The sequence below is a fragment of the Nonomuraea maheshkhaliensis genome, assembly GCF_039529435.1.
In the GTDB taxonomy this organism is placed as follows: Bacteria; Actinomycetota; Actinomycetes; order Streptosporangiales; family Streptosporangiaceae; genus Nonomuraea; species Nonomuraea maheshkhaliensis.
Genome location: NZ_BAAAMU010000031.1, coordinates 71,429 through 87,403, shown reverse-complemented (window position 1 = coordinate 87,403; position 15,975 = coordinate 71,429). Strand labels below are relative to the sequence as shown.

General features: G+C 71.5%; 17 protein-coding genes. 10 read left to right on the top strand and 7 right to left on the bottom strand.

The genetic code is table 11. The features are described from left to right. Positions 1–17: 17 nt before the first annotated feature. The 6 genes from ABFX54_RS22180 to katG all read left to right on the top strand — a co-directional run bounded on the left by ABFX54_RS22180 (position 18) and on the right by katG (position 7,443). The gene (locus tag ABFX54_RS22180; RefSeq protein WP_346107603.1) at positions 18–1,634 is read left to right on the top strand and encodes an FAD-dependent oxidoreductase; all 1,617 of its coding nucleotides are present in this window, start codon (positions 18–20) and stop codon (positions 1,632–1,634) included. 81 nt (positions 1,635–1,715) lie between these two features. Then, positions 1,716–2,936 carry a cytochrome P450 gene (locus tag ABFX54_RS22175; RefSeq protein WP_346107602.1) on the top strand — a complete coding sequence of 407 codons (1,221 nt, stop codon included), beginning with the start codon at positions 1,716–1,718 and terminating at the stop codon, positions 2,934–2,936. A 102-nt stretch (positions 2,937–3,038) separates the two neighbouring features. Further along, the gene (locus ABFX54_RS22170; RefSeq protein ID WP_346107600.1) at positions 3,039–3,416 is read left to right on the top strand and encodes a hypothetical protein; all 378 of its coding nucleotides are present in this window, start codon (positions 3,039–3,041) and stop codon (positions 3,414–3,416) included. Positions 3,417–3,467: 51 nt separating this feature from the next. Continuing rightward, the gene (locus ABFX54_RS22165; protein WP_346107598.1) at positions 3,468–4,640 is read left to right on the top strand and encodes a serine hydrolase domain-containing protein; all 1,173 of its coding nucleotides are present in this window, start codon (positions 3,468–3,470) and stop codon (positions 4,638–4,640) included. A gap of 99 nt (positions 4,641–4,739) precedes the next feature. Further along, positions 4,740–5,177, top strand: coding sequence for a Fur family transcriptional regulator (locus tag ABFX54_RS22160; RefSeq protein ID WP_346107597.1), 438 nt, complete (start codon positions 4,740–4,742; stop codon positions 5,175–5,177). Positions 5,178–5,211: 34 nt separating this feature from the next. Further along, positions 5,212–7,443 (top strand): catalase/peroxidase HPI, encoded by a 2,232-nt coding sequence (gene katG / locus ABFX54_RS22155; RefSeq protein ID WP_346107595.1) that lies wholly within the window; start codon positions 5,212–5,214, stop codon positions 7,441–7,443. Between the two features lie 90 nt (positions 7,444–7,533). Here katG and ABFX54_RS56985 read toward each other — a convergent pair whose 3' ends face one another. From ABFX54_RS56985 to ABFX54_RS22135, 5 genes are all read right to left on the bottom strand, one after another. Continuing rightward, positions 7,534–7,740, bottom strand: coding sequence for a tetratricopeptide repeat protein (locus ABFX54_RS56985; protein ID WP_428834549.1), 207 nt, complete (start codon positions 7,738–7,740; stop codon positions 7,534–7,536). A gap of 327 nt (positions 7,741–8,067) precedes the next feature. Next, positions 8,068–8,481, bottom strand: a complete 414-nt coding sequence (locus tag ABFX54_RS22150) for a hypothetical protein (RefSeq protein WP_346107593.1) — start codon at positions 8,479–8,481, stop codon at positions 8,068–8,070. 121 nt (positions 8,482–8,602) lie between these two features. Continuing rightward, the gene (locus tag ABFX54_RS22145) at positions 8,603–9,175 is read right to left on the bottom strand and encodes a dienelactone hydrolase family protein (protein ID WP_346107592.1); all 573 of its coding nucleotides are present in this window, start codon (positions 9,173–9,175) and stop codon (positions 8,603–8,605) included. Between the two features lie 106 nt (positions 9,176–9,281). Continuing rightward, positions 9,282–10,007, bottom strand: a complete 726-nt coding sequence (locus tag ABFX54_RS22140; RefSeq protein WP_346107590.1) for a hypothetical protein — start codon at positions 10,005–10,007, stop codon at positions 9,282–9,284. A gap of 93 nt (positions 10,008–10,100) precedes the next feature. Next, entirely contained in the window at positions 10,101–10,970 is an 870-nt protein-coding gene (locus ABFX54_RS22135) for a sigma-70 family RNA polymerase sigma factor (protein WP_346107588.1), read from the bottom strand. Between the two features lie 85 nt (positions 10,971–11,055). On the opposite strand from ABFX54_RS22135, the gene ABFX54_RS22130 reads away from it, so the two are divergent. The 4 genes from ABFX54_RS22130 to ABFX54_RS22115 all read left to right on the top strand — a co-directional run bounded on the left by ABFX54_RS22130 (position 11,056) and on the right by ABFX54_RS22115 (position 14,121). Next, positions 11,056–11,505: a carboxymuconolactone decarboxylase family protein gene (locus tag ABFX54_RS22130; protein WP_346107586.1), complete on the top strand. Its 450-nt coding sequence runs from the start codon at positions 11,056–11,058 to the stop codon at positions 11,503–11,505. Positions 11,506–11,633: 128 nt separating this feature from the next. Continuing rightward, positions 11,634–12,047 carry a TOBE domain-containing protein gene (locus ABFX54_RS22125; RefSeq protein WP_346107584.1) on the top strand — a complete coding sequence of 138 codons (414 nt, stop codon included), beginning with the start codon at positions 11,634–11,636 and terminating at the stop codon, positions 12,045–12,047. Positions 12,048–12,078: 31 nt separating this feature from the next. Then, positions 12,079–12,984 (top strand): ABC transporter permease, encoded by a 906-nt coding sequence (locus ABFX54_RS22120; RefSeq protein ID WP_428834548.1) that lies wholly within the window; start codon positions 12,079–12,081, stop codon positions 12,982–12,984. Positions 12,985–13,086: 102 nt separating this feature from the next. Next, a complete protein-coding gene (locus tag ABFX54_RS22115; protein ID WP_346107580.1) occupies positions 13,087–14,121 on the top strand; it encodes an ABC transporter ATP-binding protein in 1,035 nt (344 codons plus the stop codon). A 101-nt stretch (positions 14,122–14,222) separates the two neighbouring features. Here ABFX54_RS22115 and ABFX54_RS22110 read toward each other — a convergent pair whose 3' ends face one another. Both ABFX54_RS22110 and ABFX54_RS22105 read right to left on the bottom strand, forming a co-directional pair. Next, entirely contained in the window at positions 14,223–15,257 is a 1,035-nt protein-coding gene (locus ABFX54_RS22110) for a trypsin-like serine peptidase (protein WP_346107578.1), read from the bottom strand. A gap of 107 nt (positions 15,258–15,364) precedes the next feature. After that, positions 15,365–15,946 (bottom strand): LppU/SCO3897 family protein, encoded by a 582-nt coding sequence (locus tag ABFX54_RS22105; protein ID WP_346107576.1) that lies wholly within the window; start codon positions 15,944–15,946, stop codon positions 15,365–15,367. Between the last annotated feature and the right edge of the window lie 29 nt (positions 15,947–15,975).

Here is a 15,975-nt window from a genome sequence, read left to right as displayed (position 1 = left end):
GACGGGGGAGTGGCCTTGTGAGAGTCATCGTCGACCTGACCCGCTGCCAGGGATACGGCCAGTGCGCCTTCCTCGCGCCCGACGTCTTCACCGTGCGCGACGAGGCGCTCCTGTACGACCTGGACCCCGGCGGCGAGCAGCGCGAGCACGTGCTGCGGGCGGCCGCCGCCTGCCCCGTCCAGGCCATCCACCTCGACTGGACGCAGACGCGCCGGGTCGGCCTGTCCTCGGCCGCGCGGCTGCTCGCCGAGCAGCCGGCGGCCGCGAAGATGACCGAAGGCCACATCGTGATCGTGGGAGCCTCGCTGGCCGGCGCGCGCGCCGCCGGGGTGCTGCGCCGGGAGGGCTTCGGCGGGACGCTGACCGTGATCGGCGACGAGATCCACGAGCCCTACGACCGGCCGCCGCTGTCGAAACAGGTGCTCACCGGGCAGGTGCCGTCCGGCCACACCATGCTGCCCCGGCTGCGCGAGGTCGAGGCCGAATGGATCGCGGGCACCCCGGCGACGGGGCTGGACGTGGCGAACAAGCGCGTCCACCTGGCCGACGGCCGCGAGATCGGCTTCGACCGGGTGCTGCTGGCCACCGGCACCCGCGCCCGCCCCTGGCCGAACGAGGCCGAGGCCGCGCTGGAGGGCGTCCACACGCTGCGCACCCTGGAGGACGCCGCCCGCCTGCGAGAGGCCCTGGCCGCCCGGCCGCGCCGGGTGCTCGTCCTCGGCGCGGGCTTCACCGGCAGCGAGATCGCCTCCGTCTGCCGCGAGCTGGACCTTCCCGTGACGGTCGTCGAACGCGGCCCCAGCCCGCTCGTCAGCGCGCTCGGCGCGATGATCGGCGGCGTGGCCGCGCGGATGCACCGCGACCACGGCGTCGACCTGCGCTGCGACACGACCGTCACCGCCCTGGAAGGCGACGCGGAGGGCCGGCTGCGCGGCGCCCGCCTGTCGGACGGCAGCACGGTGGAGGCCGACGTGGCGGTGGTCGCGCTCGGCTCGATCCGCAACGTCGAGTGGCTGCACGGCTCGGGGCTGGCCGCCGGCGTGTGGGGCGTGGCCTGCGACGCGGGCTGCCGGGCCGTGGACACCAACGGCCTGGTCACGGACGACGTCTTCGTCGCCGGTGACATCGCCCGCTTCCCGCATCCGCTCTACCAGTACCAGTTCATGACGCTGGAGCACTGGGGCAACGCGGTCGCGCAGGCCGAGATCGCGGCCCACAACATGGTCAGCGACCAGGCCCACCGCTGGCCGCACCTGTCGGTGCCGGTCTTCTGGTCCACCCAGTTCGGCGTGAACATCAAGTCGGTCGGCGTGCCCACGTTCGCCGACGAGATCGTGATCGCGCAGGGCTCGACGGACGAGCGCCGCTTCGTGGCCGTCTATGGCTACCAGGGCCGGGTCACCGCGGCGGTCACCTTCGACCAGGGGATGTGGCTGGAGTACTACCAGGGGCTGATCGAGCGGGCCGCGCCGTTCCCGCCCGTGTCCCGCCACGTCGACCGGCGCGAGGCCCCGCGGCCGGTGCCGGCCCAGGTCCCGGACCGGACGGTCGCCACGGCGGGGGCGACCGTCGTGGTGACCGGCCACGACCCGGCCGAGCGCCGCGCCACGCTGCTGCACCCGCCGCGGCGCTGACCGGCCGCCATCGGTCGGAGCACGGACATCGGCCAGAGCATGGACAGACATCGGTCAGAGCATGGATCAGGAGTGCAGGTCATGTCATCGCAGAGCCTCTTCGAGCGGATCCTCGACCCTTCGGGCCGCGCCGACCCCTATCCGCTCTACGAGCGGCTGCGCGAGACGCCGGTGGCGCGCCAGGAGGACGGCACGTACGTCGTGAGCACGTACCGGGAGATCGTCGCGCTGCTGCACGACCCGCGGATCAGCTCCGACCGCCGCAACCTCGCCGCCCCGGCCGAGGCGCTCGACCGGAATCCCTCGTTCATCGGGCTCGATCCGCCCGAGCACGACCGGCTGCGCCACCTCGCCATGCGCCACTTCGGGCCGCCGCACTCGCCCCGCGTGGTGGAGGGGCTGCGGCCGGCGATGCTGGAGATCACCACCGGGCTGATCGACGGCATCGCGGACAGGAACAGGGTCGATCTCGTGGACGAGGTCGTCTACCCGCTGCCGGTCGCGATCATCTGCCGGCTGCTCGGGGTGCCGGTGGAGGACCAGCCGCGCTTCAGCGTCTGGGCGGACGCACTCGTCGAGACGCTGAAACCGGGCGAGGAGGACCGCGCCGAGCGCGAGCGGGAACGCGAGGCCGTCGCGGCCGAGCTGCGCGGCTATCTCGGCGGCCTGGCCGAGGAGCGCGGCCGGCAGCCGGGGGAGGACCTGCTGTCCGGGTTCGTCACGTATCGGGGCCCTGAGGGCGGGATGACGCCGCAGGACGTGATGTCCACCGCCGTGCTGCTGCTCATCGCCGGGCACGAGACCACGATCAACCTCATCGCCAACGGCATGCTCACCTTCCTGCGCCAGCCTGACCTGCTCGAACGCCTGCGCGCCGATCCCGGCCTGATCGTCCCCGCCGTCGAGGAGCTGCTGCGTTACGAGCCGCCGGTGCACTTCCTGTCCTCGCGGGTGGCCCTCGACGACATCACGATCGCCGGTGTCACCATCCCGGCCGGCGCGCCCGTCGTGCTCGCGCTGGCGGCGGGCAGCCGGGACCCGGCCCACGTGAGCGACCCGGGCCGCTTCGACCCGTACCGCGTCCGCAACGAGCATCTGGGCTTCGGCGGCGGCGTGCACTACTGCTTCGGCGCGCCGCTGGCCCGGCTGGAGGGGCAGATCATGCTGACGGAGCTCGTGCGCAGGCTGCGCGCGCCCAGGCTCGTCACCGACCCGCCTCCCTACCGGCCGAGCCCCGTCCTGCGCGGGCCGCGGCACCTCCTGGTCGAGTACGACGGCGTGGAGCCGCACCTGCCAACGTAGTCTCTTATAGAGACAATGTTTCCGGCGCTCGCGAAGCAGGGCGCCGTCCGTGGTAGTAGTGGAGATCCGCGAAGGAGGCCGGACAGACGAGCAGGTGCATCCATGACCGAGCGTTACCTCGGCATCCTCGGCCTGGCCGAGGCCCTGGGGGTGACCCGGCACGCGGTGCACAAGTGGCGCACCCGCTTTCCCGGCGACTCCGATCACCCGTTCCCCGCGCCCGACGTCGAGGTGGACGGGGCCCCCGGCTGGCGGGCGGATCGGCTGGCGGAGATCGTCCGCTGGCGTGAGGGGCTGCCAGGGCGCGGCGCGGGCGGAGGGCGCCCGACGGCCGCCCGGCAGGACTACCTCAAGGCCGCGCTGGCCCGCGGCCTCGACCGGGACGAGGCGCTGCGCGCGCTGTCCACGTTCGCGGCGGAGTTCCCCGAGATGAGCGAGCCTGAGCTGTGTGCCTGGCTGGTCGAGAAGTTCCGCCGCTGACCCCTGTCTTCTTCGCGTCTTCTTCGCGGACCTGACGAGAGGAGATGAGCCATGCCCGAGATCGATGGGGACGTCGCACCGGGATTCGAGGCGGTACGCGCGGCGTTCGCCGCCAACCTGGACTCCGGCCAGGACGTCGGCGCGGCGGTGAGCGTCTACGTGCACGGCCGCGAGGTGGTCGACCTGTGGGGCGGGATCGCCGATCCTGAGACCGGGCGTCCGTGGGAGCGCGACACCCTCCAGGTCGTCTACAGCACCACCAAGGCCGTCACGGCGGCCTGCGCGCTGCTGCTGGCCCAGCGGGGTGAGCTCGACCTGGACGCGCCCGTGGCCCGCTACTGGCCCGAGTTCGCGGCCCAGGGCAAGGAACGGCTGCCGGTGCGGTGGCTGCTCACCCACCAGGCCGGGCTGCCCGCGGTCGACCGGCCGATCACCCCGGCCGAGGCCATCGCCTGGGAGCCCATGGTGCGCGCGCTCGCCGCGCAGAAGCCGTACTGGGAGCCCGGGACCGAGCACGGCTACCACGGGATGACGTACGGCTGGCTCGTCGGCGAGGTCGTGCGCCGGGTCAGCGGCAGGAGCGTCGGCACGTTCCTCGCCGAGGAGATCGCGGGGCCGTTCGGCATCGACTTCTGGATCGGCCTGCCCGAGTCCGAGCACCACCGCGTCAGCCGCATCCTCACCGACGAGGCCGCCTTCGACCCCAGCGCCATCGACCTCGACGCCCTCCCCGAGTCCATGCGCGAGATCCTGGCCGTCTACGCCGACCCTGATTCGCTCACCTCGCGCGCGATGGGGGTCGTCAAGCCCGCGCTTGACCACAACGACCCCGCCGAGCAGGCCGCCGAACTGCCCGCCACCAACGGCATCTGCACGGCCCGCGGCCTGGCCCGCTTCTACGCGGCGCTCATCGGCGAGGTGGACGGCCGCCGCATCCTCACCCCCGGCAGCCTGGCCGCCGCGATCGAGGAGAGGGCCGCCGGGATCGACCGGATCCTGCGGGTGCCCGTACGGATCGGCACCGGGTTCGGCCTGCCTGCCAAGGACGCGTACTGGTACTCGCCCTCCGCGTTCGGCTTCGGGGGCCTCGGCGGCTCCATCGGCTTCGCGGACCAGGAGAGCGGGATCGCCTTCGGCTACGTGATGAACCGGCTCAGGGAAGGCGTCCCCGACGACCGGGCCGCGAGCCTCTACCGCGCCGTACGCGTGGCCGTCGCGGCCTGACCGGCACGGCTCGGGCACCGTGGGTTACCTGTCCGCACCCCAGACTTGGGCAATTCATTATCTTGTACAGTTCGTCTTTGTGGCGGTAGGTTTGATGCCATGACCGCATCCAGCACTCCGACCGCCGCCGAGGAGTTGCGCGGCGCGGGCCTGCGGGTCACGGCCGCCCGCGTGGCACTGCTCGACACCGTCAGAGAAGGCGATCATCTCGGCGTCGAGGCGATCGCCGACGGAGTGCGCGAACGCGTCGGCCACGTCTCCCTGCAAGCCGTCTACGAGGCCCTGCACGCCCTCACGGCGGCGGGCCTCGTCCGCCGCATCGAACCGGCCGGCAGCCCGGCCCGCTACGAAGGCCGGGTCGGGGACAACCACCACCACATCGTCTGCCGGTCCTGCGGGGCCGTGGCCGACGTCGACTGTGCCGTCGGCCACGCGCCGTGCCTGAGCGCGTCCGAGGAGCACGGCTTCGTCATCGACGAGGCCGAGGTCATCTACTGGGGCCTGTGCCCCGCCTGTTCCACCGACATCAGTATCTGAGCAAACGTGATCTCCACAGTCCGGAAGGATGCCCATGTCCGAGAACCATGACGCGATCGTCACAGACCCGCAGCCGGAGGGCGAAGGCGGCTGCCCGGTCGCGCACACGCGCGCACCGCACCCGACTCAGGGTGGTGGCAACCGTCAGTGGTGGCCGGAGCGGCTCAACCTGAAGATCCTGGCCAAGAACCCCGCCGTGGCCAACCCCCTCGGCGGGGACTTCGACTACGCCGCGGCGTTCAAGAGCCTGGACCTCGCGGCCGTGAAGCGGGACATCGCCGAGGTGCTCACCACCTCGCAGGACTGGTGGCCGGCCGACTTCGGCCACTACGGCCCGTTCATCATCCGGATGGCCTGGCACAGCGCGGGCACGTACCGCATCAGCGACGGCCGCGGCGGCGCCGGAGCGGGCCAGCAGCGCTTCGCCCCGCTCAACAGCTGGCCGGACAACGCGAACCTGGACAAGGCCCGCCGCCTGCTGTGGCCGGTCAAGAAGAAGTACGGCAAGAAGCTCTCCTGGGCCGACCTGCTCGTCCTGTCCGGCAACGTGGCCCTGGAGACGATGGGCTTCAAGACCTTCGGCTTCGCCGGCGGCCGCGAGGACGTCTGGGAGGCCGAGGAGGACGTCTACTGGGGTCCCGAGACCACCTGGCTCGGCGACGAGCGCTACACCGGTGACCGCGAGCTGGAAAACCCGCTCGGTGCCGTTCAGATGGGCCTCATCTACGTCAACCCCGAGGGCCCCAACGGCAACCCCGATCCGATCGCCGCCGCCCGCGACATCCGCGAGACGTTCCGCCGGATGGCGATGAACGACGAGGAGACGGCGGCCCTGATCGTCGGCGGCCACACCTTCGGCAAGACCCACGGCGCGGGCCCGTCCGACAACGTCGGCGACGACCCCGAGTCCGCCTCCATCGAGCAGCAGGGCCTGGGCTGGAAGAGCAGCTTCGGCACCGGCAAGGGCGGCGACACCATCACCAGCGGCCTTGAGGGCATCTGGACCAACACCCCGATCACCTGGGACAACAGCTTCCTGGAGATCCTTTACGGCTACGAGTGGGAGCTGTTCCAGAGCCCCGCGGGCGCCAACCAGTGGCGGCCGAAGGACGGTGCGGGCGCCGGCACCGTGCCCGACGCGCACGACCCGTCGAAGACGCACGCCCCGACGATGCTGACCACCGACCTGTCGATGCGCTACGACCCGATCTACGAGCAGATCACCCGGCGCTGGCTGGAGCACCCCGACGAGCTCGCGGACGCCTTCGCCAAGGCGTGGTACAAGCTGACCCACCGCGACATGGGCCCGGTCGAGCGCTACCTCGGCCCCGAGGTGCCGGCCGAGGTCCTGCTGTGGCAGGACCCGCTGCCCAAGGCGACGTATGCGACCATCGACGCCGCCGACGTCGCCGCGCTCAAGGGCCAGATCCTGGCCTCGGGCCTGACGGTGTCGCAGCTCGTCTCCACGGCGTGGGCGTCGGCCTCCTCCTTCCGCGGCAGCGACAAGCGCGGCGGCGCCAACGGCGCCCGCATCCGCCTGCAGCCGCAGAGCTCGTGGGAGGTCAACGAGCCCGACCGCCTCGCGGCCGTGCTCGGCACGCTCGAAGGCATCCAGCAGTCCTTCAACGGCGCGCAGACCGGTGGCAAGCAGGTCTCGCTGGCCGACCTGATCGTGCTGGCCGGTGTCGCGGGCGTCGAGAAGGCCGCCAAGGACGCCGGCTACGAGATCGAGGTGCCCTTCCGTCCCGGCCGCGTGGACGCCACTCAGGAGCAGACGGACGTCGAGTCGTTCGCCGCCCTTGAGCCGGCCGCCGACGGCTTCCGCAACTACCTGGGCAAGGGCAACCGGCTGCCGGCCGAATACCTGCTGCTCGACCGGGCCAACCTGCTGACCCTCAGCGCCCCGGAGCTCACCGTCCTCATCGGCGGCCTGCGCGTCCTGGGCGCCAACTACCAGGGCTCGCAGCACGGCGTCCTCACCGAGACGCCCGGCGTCCTGACCAACGACTTCTTCGTCAACCTGCTCGACCTGGGCACGGAGTGGTCGGCCGTCGGGGGCGACGACAACACGTTCGAGGCCCGCGACGCCGCCACCGGCCAGGTCAAGTGGACCGGCACCCGCTCCGACCTCGTCTTCGGCTCCAACTCGGAGCTGCGGGCGCTGGCTGAGGTCTATGCGAGTGATGACGCCAAGGAGAAGTTCGTCACGGACTTCGTCGCGGCTTGGGACAAGGTCATGAACCTCGACCGGTTCGACATCGCCTGATCGTCCCCGCTTCGACTCGGGCCGGCCCGCTTGGGCCGGCCCGTTGTCGTGGGCGGGGACTGGCTTGTTCGGCGGGTTACCTGATCGCCTTCAGGTTGGCTCGCACCGTTTTCGTCGTAGGGTGCTCCATGCCCAGTCCCCGCCCGCGGTCGGCGAATGTGGTCTCGTACAGGGGACGGCGCGGTCCAGGTCTCCTGCCGTCTGGTAGACGTTGGCGAGGTTGTTGCGTGAGGCCAGGGTGTCGGGATGGTCGGTGCCCAGCACCCGCTCATCGGCCGTACGGGCGCGGGTGAGCACGCCGATCGCGCTGCTGATGGTGCCTGTCGGTGCGGGCCTTCGGCGTCGGGGGTGCGGGCCACGGCTTGGACCAGCCGGTGCACGGTGATCGTCGTGCCGTCGAGGGTGATCACGTTGTAGGCGGCCACGCGGTGGCCCGCTCAGCCGGCGCCTCCAACGCCAGGGCCGTGGCCAGTTCCGGTTGCAGGGCGCCGGCCGACGAAAGTGCGCGTGTGCCGGGGAAGGTTCACCAGCTTCGGTGGTGCGGCCCCCTCGGCCACCGGTCGCGCAGCTGCCTCGGGCAGCACCGTCGTCGTGGGTCGCCTGCAGTCGGCGGGGGCATGCTCATCATTCGTTGATGGTCTGGTCACGGCCGGCCTGATACACGCGGCCTGACCCCGACGCCTCCGCCCGCATCTGTACGTTCGTCGCGTGGTCACCGGTGGAGGCGATCCCGCTGTTGTCACCGCTGATCGCGATCGACCTCGGCCTGGAGGCGGAGGCCGACGTGCTGAACGTCGCCACCAGCACGCGCAACTCGGCCTCGGCGGCGGGATCGTCCTCCAACAGGTCGCTCAGCCGTATCCGCCACACCGCCTCCTGCTCGGCGCGTACCTGCTCCGGCTCCGCGCCGGTCCTGCCGGCGAGCTCATGCCGCGAGCGCTCCAGCCGCCGCACTGCGACCTCCTGCCGCTCAGGCCGGCCTCGGCTCAGCAGCCGGGTGAAACCCTGCTCGGCCGACTCCCACGCATCGGTGGTCATCGCCGACACCAGCGCCGTACCACCAGCCGCGGCCAACGCCGTTAACGCCTCACCCGACATCTCAGCCCCCTCCCTGGGCATCATGTCCGGTAATCGGGATGAACACGATCCGCATTACCGTTCACAAATCGGCGAGGAAGTCCAGGGCGATGGCCCAGGCGCGTCCGGCGGCCTCGGCGTCGTAGTCGGGCAGGTCGGGGTCGGTGAACAGGTGGCCGACGCCGGGGTAGCGGAAGACCTCCACGTCGGCCCGCGCCTGGCGCATCCGCAGGTACCAGGCGTTCAGCCAGTCGACCGGCTCGTAGGTGTCGGGGTCGGCGACGTGCAGTTGCACGGGCAGGTCGTCGGCGGACACGCCTTCGGCCATGTCGGACGTGCCGTGCAGCAGCAGCAGGCCGCGCGACTGCTCGTCGCCCAGGGCGAGGTTCTGCGCGATGGCCGCGCCGAGCGAGAAGCCCGCGTAGACCAGCCCGTCGGCCGACAGCGGGGCCGCCGCGGCCACGGCCCGCTTCAGCAGCTCGTCGCGGCCGATCTCGTCCTTGATCGCGATGCCCTCCTCGGGCGTGTCGACGACCCGGCCGTCGTACAGGTCGGGGACGTGCACGGTGTGACCGGCCGCCCGCAGCCGGTCGGCCGCCTGGTGGACGGCGGGCCGCAGGCCGTACATCGAGTGCAAGAGGAGAATCCGCGCCATGCGCGCAGCTTAGCCAGCCCCAGCCCGGCACCGGTCGTCCGCCCCGCGCGAGCCGCCGGAACAGTCCTGAGCCGGGCGAGGACGATGAGCGCTCACGTCGGCGCGGTCAGGCGACCTTGGCGGAGGCGGCCTTCCAGGTGTTGCAGGCGCCCGGCTTGCCGCTCTTGTAGCCGGTCTCCAGCCAGTGGAGGCGGTTGGCGGGCTTGCCGTGGAACTTGTGCTTCCAGATGTCCGGCACCTTGGTGACCGGCTTCCAGTCCTTGACCCGGCGCCCCAGCGCCTTCGCCGACACGCCGTGGAAGCAGTCGATCTGCAGGTAGTAGCGGCGGTTGTGCTCGTGCATGACGGTTTCCGACGCGTCGTTCGGCAGCGCCCACCAGGCCGAGCCGATGCCGGTCTGCCCGGTCACGACCCCGCTCCAGGTGGCGGCGACGGAGGTGAACACCGCGAAGTCGTTCTTGGCCCTGATCCAGTCGTCGGCCACCCTGACGCGGATCTCCCTGAAGCAGATCTCGGAGTACGAACGGGAGAGGCGCACGCCGGTGGAGCAGGACTCCTTGTCGTCCTCGTTCTTGAACGTCACCTTCACGGGCTGGAAGTCCTTGATGGCCGGCTTCCACGCCTTGTTCAGGCAGTCGACGAGCTTGGTGACGTACTTCTTGGTGGATGCCCTGCTTGTCCCCTTGGCGAGCTTGCAGGCGGCCTTGGGGGCTTTGGCCTTGTAGAGGTCGTTGTGGGTCAGCTCGGGAGCGCCCTTGACCGGCTCCGCGGTGGCCGGGACGGAGACGAGTGCCAGGCCCACTGCGGTGCCGGCTAATAAACGAATGATCATAAAGGTGGATCTTAAGCCCGGTGCCGAGGGTCATCCGTCGGCCTGGGCCTGGATCTTGTGTTGGTCTTGTGGACGGGAGGCGTCTCGGGACGCTCAGGCCGGTGGGTTCACCGCCGCCAGGCGGGCGCTGTTGGTCAGGGCCGTGATGGCGGTGATCCGGTCGCCGGTGACGGCGAAGTACAGGATCGACAGCGGGGTGCCGTCAGCGCGCCAGGACATGAACCCCGGCAGGCCGTCCACCAGCACGTCCCGCATCCGTGCGGCCGCGCCGGAGAACAGCCGCGCCCGGCCGGCGACCTCGGTCGCCCCGAGCACGACGACCTCGCCACCCGGGGTGTCGACGGTCAGCTTCACGTCGGGGTCGAGCACGCGCAGCAGCCCCTCGAAGTCACCGTCCCGCGCGGCCGCGCGGAAGGCCCGCACCACCTGCCGCTGCTCCCGCCCGGGGACGAGCTCGCCCTCCGTCGCCCGCACCTTCCTGCGGGCCCGGCTGGCCAGCATCTTGGCCGCGTCGGCCGACCTGCCGAGGATCCGGCCGATCTCGTCGAACGGCACCGCGAACAGGTCGTGCAGGACGAACGCCAGCCGCTCGCCCGGCGTGAGCGACTCCAGGACGACGAGCAGCGCCAGCCCGACCGAGTCCGCCAGCACCGCCTCGTCCTCCGGCTCCCTCTCCTCGTCGAGGACGACGACGCCGGGCAGCCGGTCACCGTACGACGCCTCGGGGTGGGTCTTCCGCGAGCGCAGGACGTCGAGGCTGATCCGGCCGACCACCGTGGTCAGCCAGCCGGCCAGGTTGTGGACGGCCGCCGCGTCCTGGCGGGAGAGCCGCAGCCAGGCCTCCTGGACCACGTCCTCGGCGTCGGCGTGCGAGCCCAGCATGCGGAAGGCGACCGCGCGCAGCCGTTCGCGCTGCGCCTCGAACGCCTCGGTCACCGGGTCTGCCTGGCTGTGGTCGGACATGTCGTTACCTTCCTCGAAACCGCTCCGTCATAGGTGATGACGGGCCAGGACCGGCCCGGGTAACCGGAACGAAGGAGCGACAACGATGCAAGCACGGATGCAGAGCCCGGCCGACGCCGACGTCATGGCGGCCGTCAAGGGGCTCTACAAGGCTATGTACTCGGGCGGGGTGGACCCGCGCGTGCTGGAGCTGGTCCATCTGCGGGCCAGCCAGATCAACGGCTGCTCCGCCTGCGTCTTCGCCGGGATCGACTCGGCCAGGAAGCACGGGGAGAGCGACGAACGGCTGCACAGCGTGGCCGCGTGGCGCGAGACGCCCTTCTTCACGGAGGCGGAGCGGGCCGCGCTCGCGCTGACGGAGGCGGCCACCCGGATCCAGGACGGGGCGCCGGGGGTGACCGACGAGATCTGGGCCGCCGCGGCCGAGCACTTCGACGAGCGGCAGTTGTCGGCTGTCATTCTGGACATCGCGCTGACCAACTTCTTCAACCGGATCAACCACACGATCAGGGAGCAGGCCGGCAAGACCTGGTGACCCGGCCGGGCCTTGGTGGGCTTGCGGGGGCGGTGTCCCAAATGCGATGGCTGTCGTCGGTACGGTGCCGCTGTTGCGGGGATGGCGGGGGTTATGGCTGGCACGTGCGGTGGGTAGTGTGTGGGGCTGTGACGACGTTCAGGATCAGTGAGGCCGCGGCGTTGCTCGGCGTCAGCTCCGACACGGTCCGCCGCTGGGTTGACGCGGGCCGCCTGGGGGCCGAGCGGGACGAGCACGGTCACCGGCGGGTGAAGGGGGCCGACCTGGCCGCTTTCGCCCGCGCGCAGGTGGGGGCCGATGCCGACGGCGGCCGTTCGTCGGCGCGTAACCGGTTCCGGGGGATCGTCACCGAGGTGATCCGCGACGCGGTGATGGCCCAGGTGGAGATCGCCGCCGGGCCGTTCCGGGTGGTGTCGCTGATGAGCCGCCAGGCCGCCGACGAGCTGGGGCTGGAGCCCGGCGTGGTGGCGGTCGCCGTGATCAAGTCCACCAACGTCGTCGTGGAGGTTCCCGGGCGCGATCGTGTGGCCGGGCAGGTGTGAGGAGGCGGTTCGTGGGTTGCGAAGTCCGCTGATGAGCAGCCCCACACCGGAATCTGACGCCGGTCCCGGTGGCGGCCTCCGCCACGGCTCCGGTGACGGACGCCGTCATGGACGCCGGGACGGGGCCGCTCGGCGTTCGGAGTCAGGGCGTGGGGTCTCCGGGCGGTTGCCGTGGGTGCTGGTGGTGCCTGCCGTGCTGGGGCTGGTCTTTCTGGTGCTGCCGCTGGCGGGGCTGCTGGTGCGGGCTCCCTGGTCGACGTTGCTGGAACGGCTGGCCGAGCCGCAGGTGCTGGAGGCGTTGCGGTTGTCGCTGGTCACCGCGACCGTCGCCACCGTCCTGTGCCTGGTGCTGGGGGTGCCGCTGGCGTGGTTGCTGGCCCGGGTGGAGTTTCCCGGGCGGCGGGTGGTGCGGGCTCTGGTGACCGTGCCGCTGGTGCTGCCGCCGGTGGTCGGGGGTGTCGCGTTGCTGCTGGTATTGGGGCGGCGCGGGTTGGTCGGGCAGTGGCTGGAGGCCGGTTTCGGGGTCACGCTGCCGTTCACCACGGCAGGGGTGGTCGTGGCGGAGGCGTTCGTGGCGATGCCGTTCCTGGTGATCAGCGTGGAGGGTGCCTTGCGTGCCGCCGACAGGCGGTTCGAGGAGGCCGCCGCGACGCTGGGGGCCTCGCGGTGGACGGTGTTCCGGCGGGTGACGCTGCCCATGGTCATGCCGGGTGTCGTCGCGGGGGCGGTGTTGTGCTGGGCGCGGGCGCTGGGCGAGTTCGGGGCGACGATCACTTTCGCCGGCAATTTTCCCGGTACGACCCGGACGATGCCGCTGGCCGTCTACCTGGCGCTGGAGACCGAGCCGGAGGCGGCCATCGTGCTCAGCCTGGTGCTGCTGGCCGTGTCGGTGGTCATCCTGGCCAGCCTGCGCGACCGGTGGGTGAGTGCGCCATGACCGGCTTGTGTGGTCGGTGGGTGAGCGCGCCGCGGCCGGGCTGCGCGACGAATGGGTGAGCGCGTTGCGGGAAACCTGCGCGATCAGGGAGGTGAGGGCGCTGTGAGCCTTGAGGCTCGGCTCGTGGTCGAGCGGGCCGCCTTCACGCTCGATCTGACGCTGGACGTACGGCCGGGCGAGGTAGTGGCGCTGCTGGGCCCCAACGGTGCGGGCAAGACCACCGCTCTGCGTGGCCTGGCGGGGCTGACCCGGTTGTCCGGTGGGCACATCACCCTGCGCGGCAGGCCGTTGCACACCCTGCCCGCCGAGAGCCGGCCGATCGGCATGGTCTTCCAGGACTACCTGCTGTTCCCGCACCTGTCCGCGCTGGACAACGTCGCGTTCGGTCTCCGCTGCCAGGGGAGGCCCAAGGCCGATGCCAGGGCCGCCGCCGCTGTGCTGCTGGAGCGGGTCGGGCTGGGGGATCGGGCGGCGGCCAGGCCGCGGGAGTTGTCCGGCGGGCAGGCCCAGCGGGTCGCGCTCGCCCGCGCGCTCGCCGTACAGCCCGAACTGCTGCTCCTGGACGAGCCCCTGGCGGCGCTCGACGCGCACACCCGGCTGGAGATCCGGTCCCAGTTGCGGCGTCATCTGGCCGACTTCGACGGCGTCACCGTGCTGGTCACCCACGATCCGCTGGACGCGATGGTGCTGGCCGACCGGCTGATCGTCATCGAGCACGGCGCCGTCGTCCAGCAGGGCGCCCCGGCCGAGGTGGCCAGGCGGCCCCGTACCGACTACGTGGCCCGGCTCGTCGGGCTCAATCTGTATCGCGGCGTGGCCGGCGGGGGCCGGGTCGAGGTGGGGGAGTTGCCGCTGCACACCGCCGAACCCCCGATCGACGGGGCGGCGTTCGTCGCCTTTCCTCCCGCCGCCGTGGCGCTGTACCGGACCCGCCCGGACGGCAGCCCGCGCAACCTGTGGCAGGCCCGCATCGGAGGGATCGAACGGCACGGCGACAACGTCCGCGTCCACCTGGACGGTCCGATCGCCGCCTTCGCCGACATCACGCCCGCCGCGCTCGCCGACCTCGACCTGACCCCCGGCCAGCGGATCTGGGCCTCGGTCAAGGCCACGGAAACCCACGCCTACCCGGCCTGAGCCGCCGAGGGTGCCGGGGGCCGAGGTGGTGGCGACCGGCCGCAGTCCGTTGGGCCGCGGCCGAGCCGGAGGGACGAAAGCGGCAACCGGCCGCAGAGCGGTCAGGCGGCGACGGCGGCGCGGAAGGTGGCCAGGGCCTCGGGGCCGAAGTAGGCGCCGTAGCTGGTCGTCGTGTTGCGCAGGGCGTGGGCGGAGACCACGTAGCCGGTGCCGGTGGTCCGGTTGAACTCCTGGAACCAGGGCCCGCCGCTGGAGCCGCCGCCCATGTCGCAGAGCATGGCGTACTTCATGCCGTACGAGGGGTCGACGGACCCGCCGCTGCAGTACTGCAGGGTCTTGCCGCCGTTGCCGTTGCTCGGGTAGCCGAACAGGGTGTTGGACGTGCCCTCGGTGGTCACGTTGAACCTGATGCCCTGCCCGCCCACGGTCTGCACCGGGGTCTTGCTCTTCACCTTGTTGACGACGAGCATGCCGAAGTCGAGCGGCGGCTGGTGGGCGTTGTCCTTGTAGTAGCCGGACCAGATGTACATGGTGCGCGCGGTGAACTTCCCGTACGGCGCCGCCCCGTCCTTGTACGCGGGCACGAAGACCAGGTTGGTGCTCCAGCGTCCCTCGCTGTCGATCATCGCGTGCGCGACGGTCACGATGACGTCCCCGTCGGCGCTGTTCACCACTGTGCCGGAGGCCACGAAGTTCTTGCCGTTGCCGCCCGTGCCGAACACCTTGCCGGCCGTCTTGGCGATGAGGCCGCCGCCCTTCCACGTCTGCTGGGCGGCCGCCTTGGCGACGAAGGGGAAGCCGTTCGTGGGCTTGGGCCCCGGGCGCGGGCCGGCGACGGGCGCGAACTCCACGGGCGCGCCGGCCGCGGCCGAGGTCGTGGCGCGGCTGGTCGCCGCCTTGGCCGGGCCGGCCGGGGCGGCCAGCGGCTGGGCGGCGCGCATGCGCTCAGGCGTCCAGTAGTCGTCACCCGCGGCGAAGGTGGTCGCGAGCCGATGCTCGACGGGTCCGTCCTTGGTGGGCGCGGCCAGAGCGGCGGGCGCGGCCAGGGCCATGGGTGCGGCAAAGGCGGTGGGTGCGGCGACGGCGCCGGACCCGAGCAGCATGGTGATCGACCCGGCAACGGCCAGGATACGCATGGGGCCTCCGTGACAAATGTGGTTACGGAGAATTACCACACATGTCGGCTATGACGGGAATCAGAGATCTGACCAGGGCCGAATGCGCAGGTGGGAGACGGCAAAGGCTAGGGGCGGTCGGCGCAGAGGGTGAGTGGCGGGTGGCGGTACACGATGGCGCGCGGCAGCACGTCAGGGGTCTTGGTCCAGTTCGGTACGTCCTTGCCGCAGACCGAGGCGTCGGCGGTGCCGTCCGACACCTTGGTGACCCGGTAGGTCGCGGAGGGGCCGCAGCTCACCTTCGACGCCCGGCCGGTCGGGAAGCCGATCTCCTGGTAGAAGCAGTCGCCCTCCTGCGCGTTCAGTGTCAGGCACAGGCGGGTGCGTGACCGGCGGGTGCCGATCTCCAGGTATCCGTTGGTGCTGTCGCCGCATTGGTCGTCCTTCTCGATCATCTTGTACGCGGCCCGCGGGCTCGTGCACGGGACGATGCGGAAGTCGTCCCGGACGGTCTTGCCGCCCTTGCCCTGCGCTTCGAGGCAGGAGCCGACCGTGGCCCGGCTCGGATCGTCCTCGGCGGCGCAGCCGGCCGTCACGGTGAGCAGGAGCGCGCAGGCGAGCCCCATGGTGAGACGAGCGGTGAGACGCGTGATGAGGCCCCTGACGAGGCTGGGGCGGGGGAGTGAGCGGTGGTGTATGGGGCCGGTCATGGCACGGCAGCCTAGTGAGCTCGCCGGAC

Coding starts and splice junctions, on each gene's coding strand:
- ABFX54_RS22165 (WP_346107598.1), top strand. CDS start 3,468: ATGCCCGAGATCGATGGGGACGTCGCACCGGGATTCGAGGCGGTACGC.
- katG (WP_346107595.1), top strand. CDS start 5,212: ATGTCCGAGAACCATGACGCGATCGTCACAGACCCGCAGCCGGAGGGC.
- ABFX54_RS22140 (WP_346107590.1), bottom strand. CDS start 10,007: ATGATCATTCGTTTATTAGCCGGCACCGCAGTGGGCCTGGCACTCGTC.
- ABFX54_RS22145 (WP_346107592.1), bottom strand. CDS start 9,175: ATGGCGCGGATTCTCCTCTTGCACTCGATGTACGGCCTGCGGCCCGCC.
- ABFX54_RS22175 (WP_346107602.1), top strand. CDS start 1,716: ATGTCATCGCAGAGCCTCTTCGAGCGGATCCTCGACCCTTCGGGCCGC.
- ABFX54_RS22135 (WP_346107588.1), bottom strand. CDS start 10,970: ATGTCCGACCACAGCCAGGCAGACCCGGTGACCGAGGCGTTCGAGGCG.
- ABFX54_RS22110 (WP_346107578.1), bottom strand. CDS start 15,257: ATGCGTATCCTGGCCGTTGCCGGGTCGATCACCATGCTGCTCGGGTCC.
- ABFX54_RS22105 (WP_346107576.1), bottom strand. CDS start 15,946: ATGACCGGCCCCATACACCACCGCTCACTCCCCCGCCCCAGCCTCGTC.
- ABFX54_RS22130 (WP_346107586.1), top strand. CDS start 11,056: ATGCAAGCACGGATGCAGAGCCCGGCCGACGCCGACGTCATGGCGGCC.
- ABFX54_RS22160 (WP_346107597.1), top strand. CDS start 4,740: ATGACCGCATCCAGCACTCCGACCGCCGCCGAGGAGTTGCGCGGCGCG.
- ABFX54_RS22170 (WP_346107600.1), top strand. CDS start 3,039: ATGACCGAGCGTTACCTCGGCATCCTCGGCCTGGCCGAGGCCCTGGGG.
- ABFX54_RS22120 (WP_428834548.1), top strand. CDS start 12,079: ATGAGCAGCCCCACACCGGAATCTGACGCCGGTCCCGGTGGCGGCCTC.
- ABFX54_RS22150 (WP_346107593.1), bottom strand. CDS start 8,481: ATGACCACCGATGCGTGGGAGTCGGCCGAGCAGGGTTTCACCCGGCTG.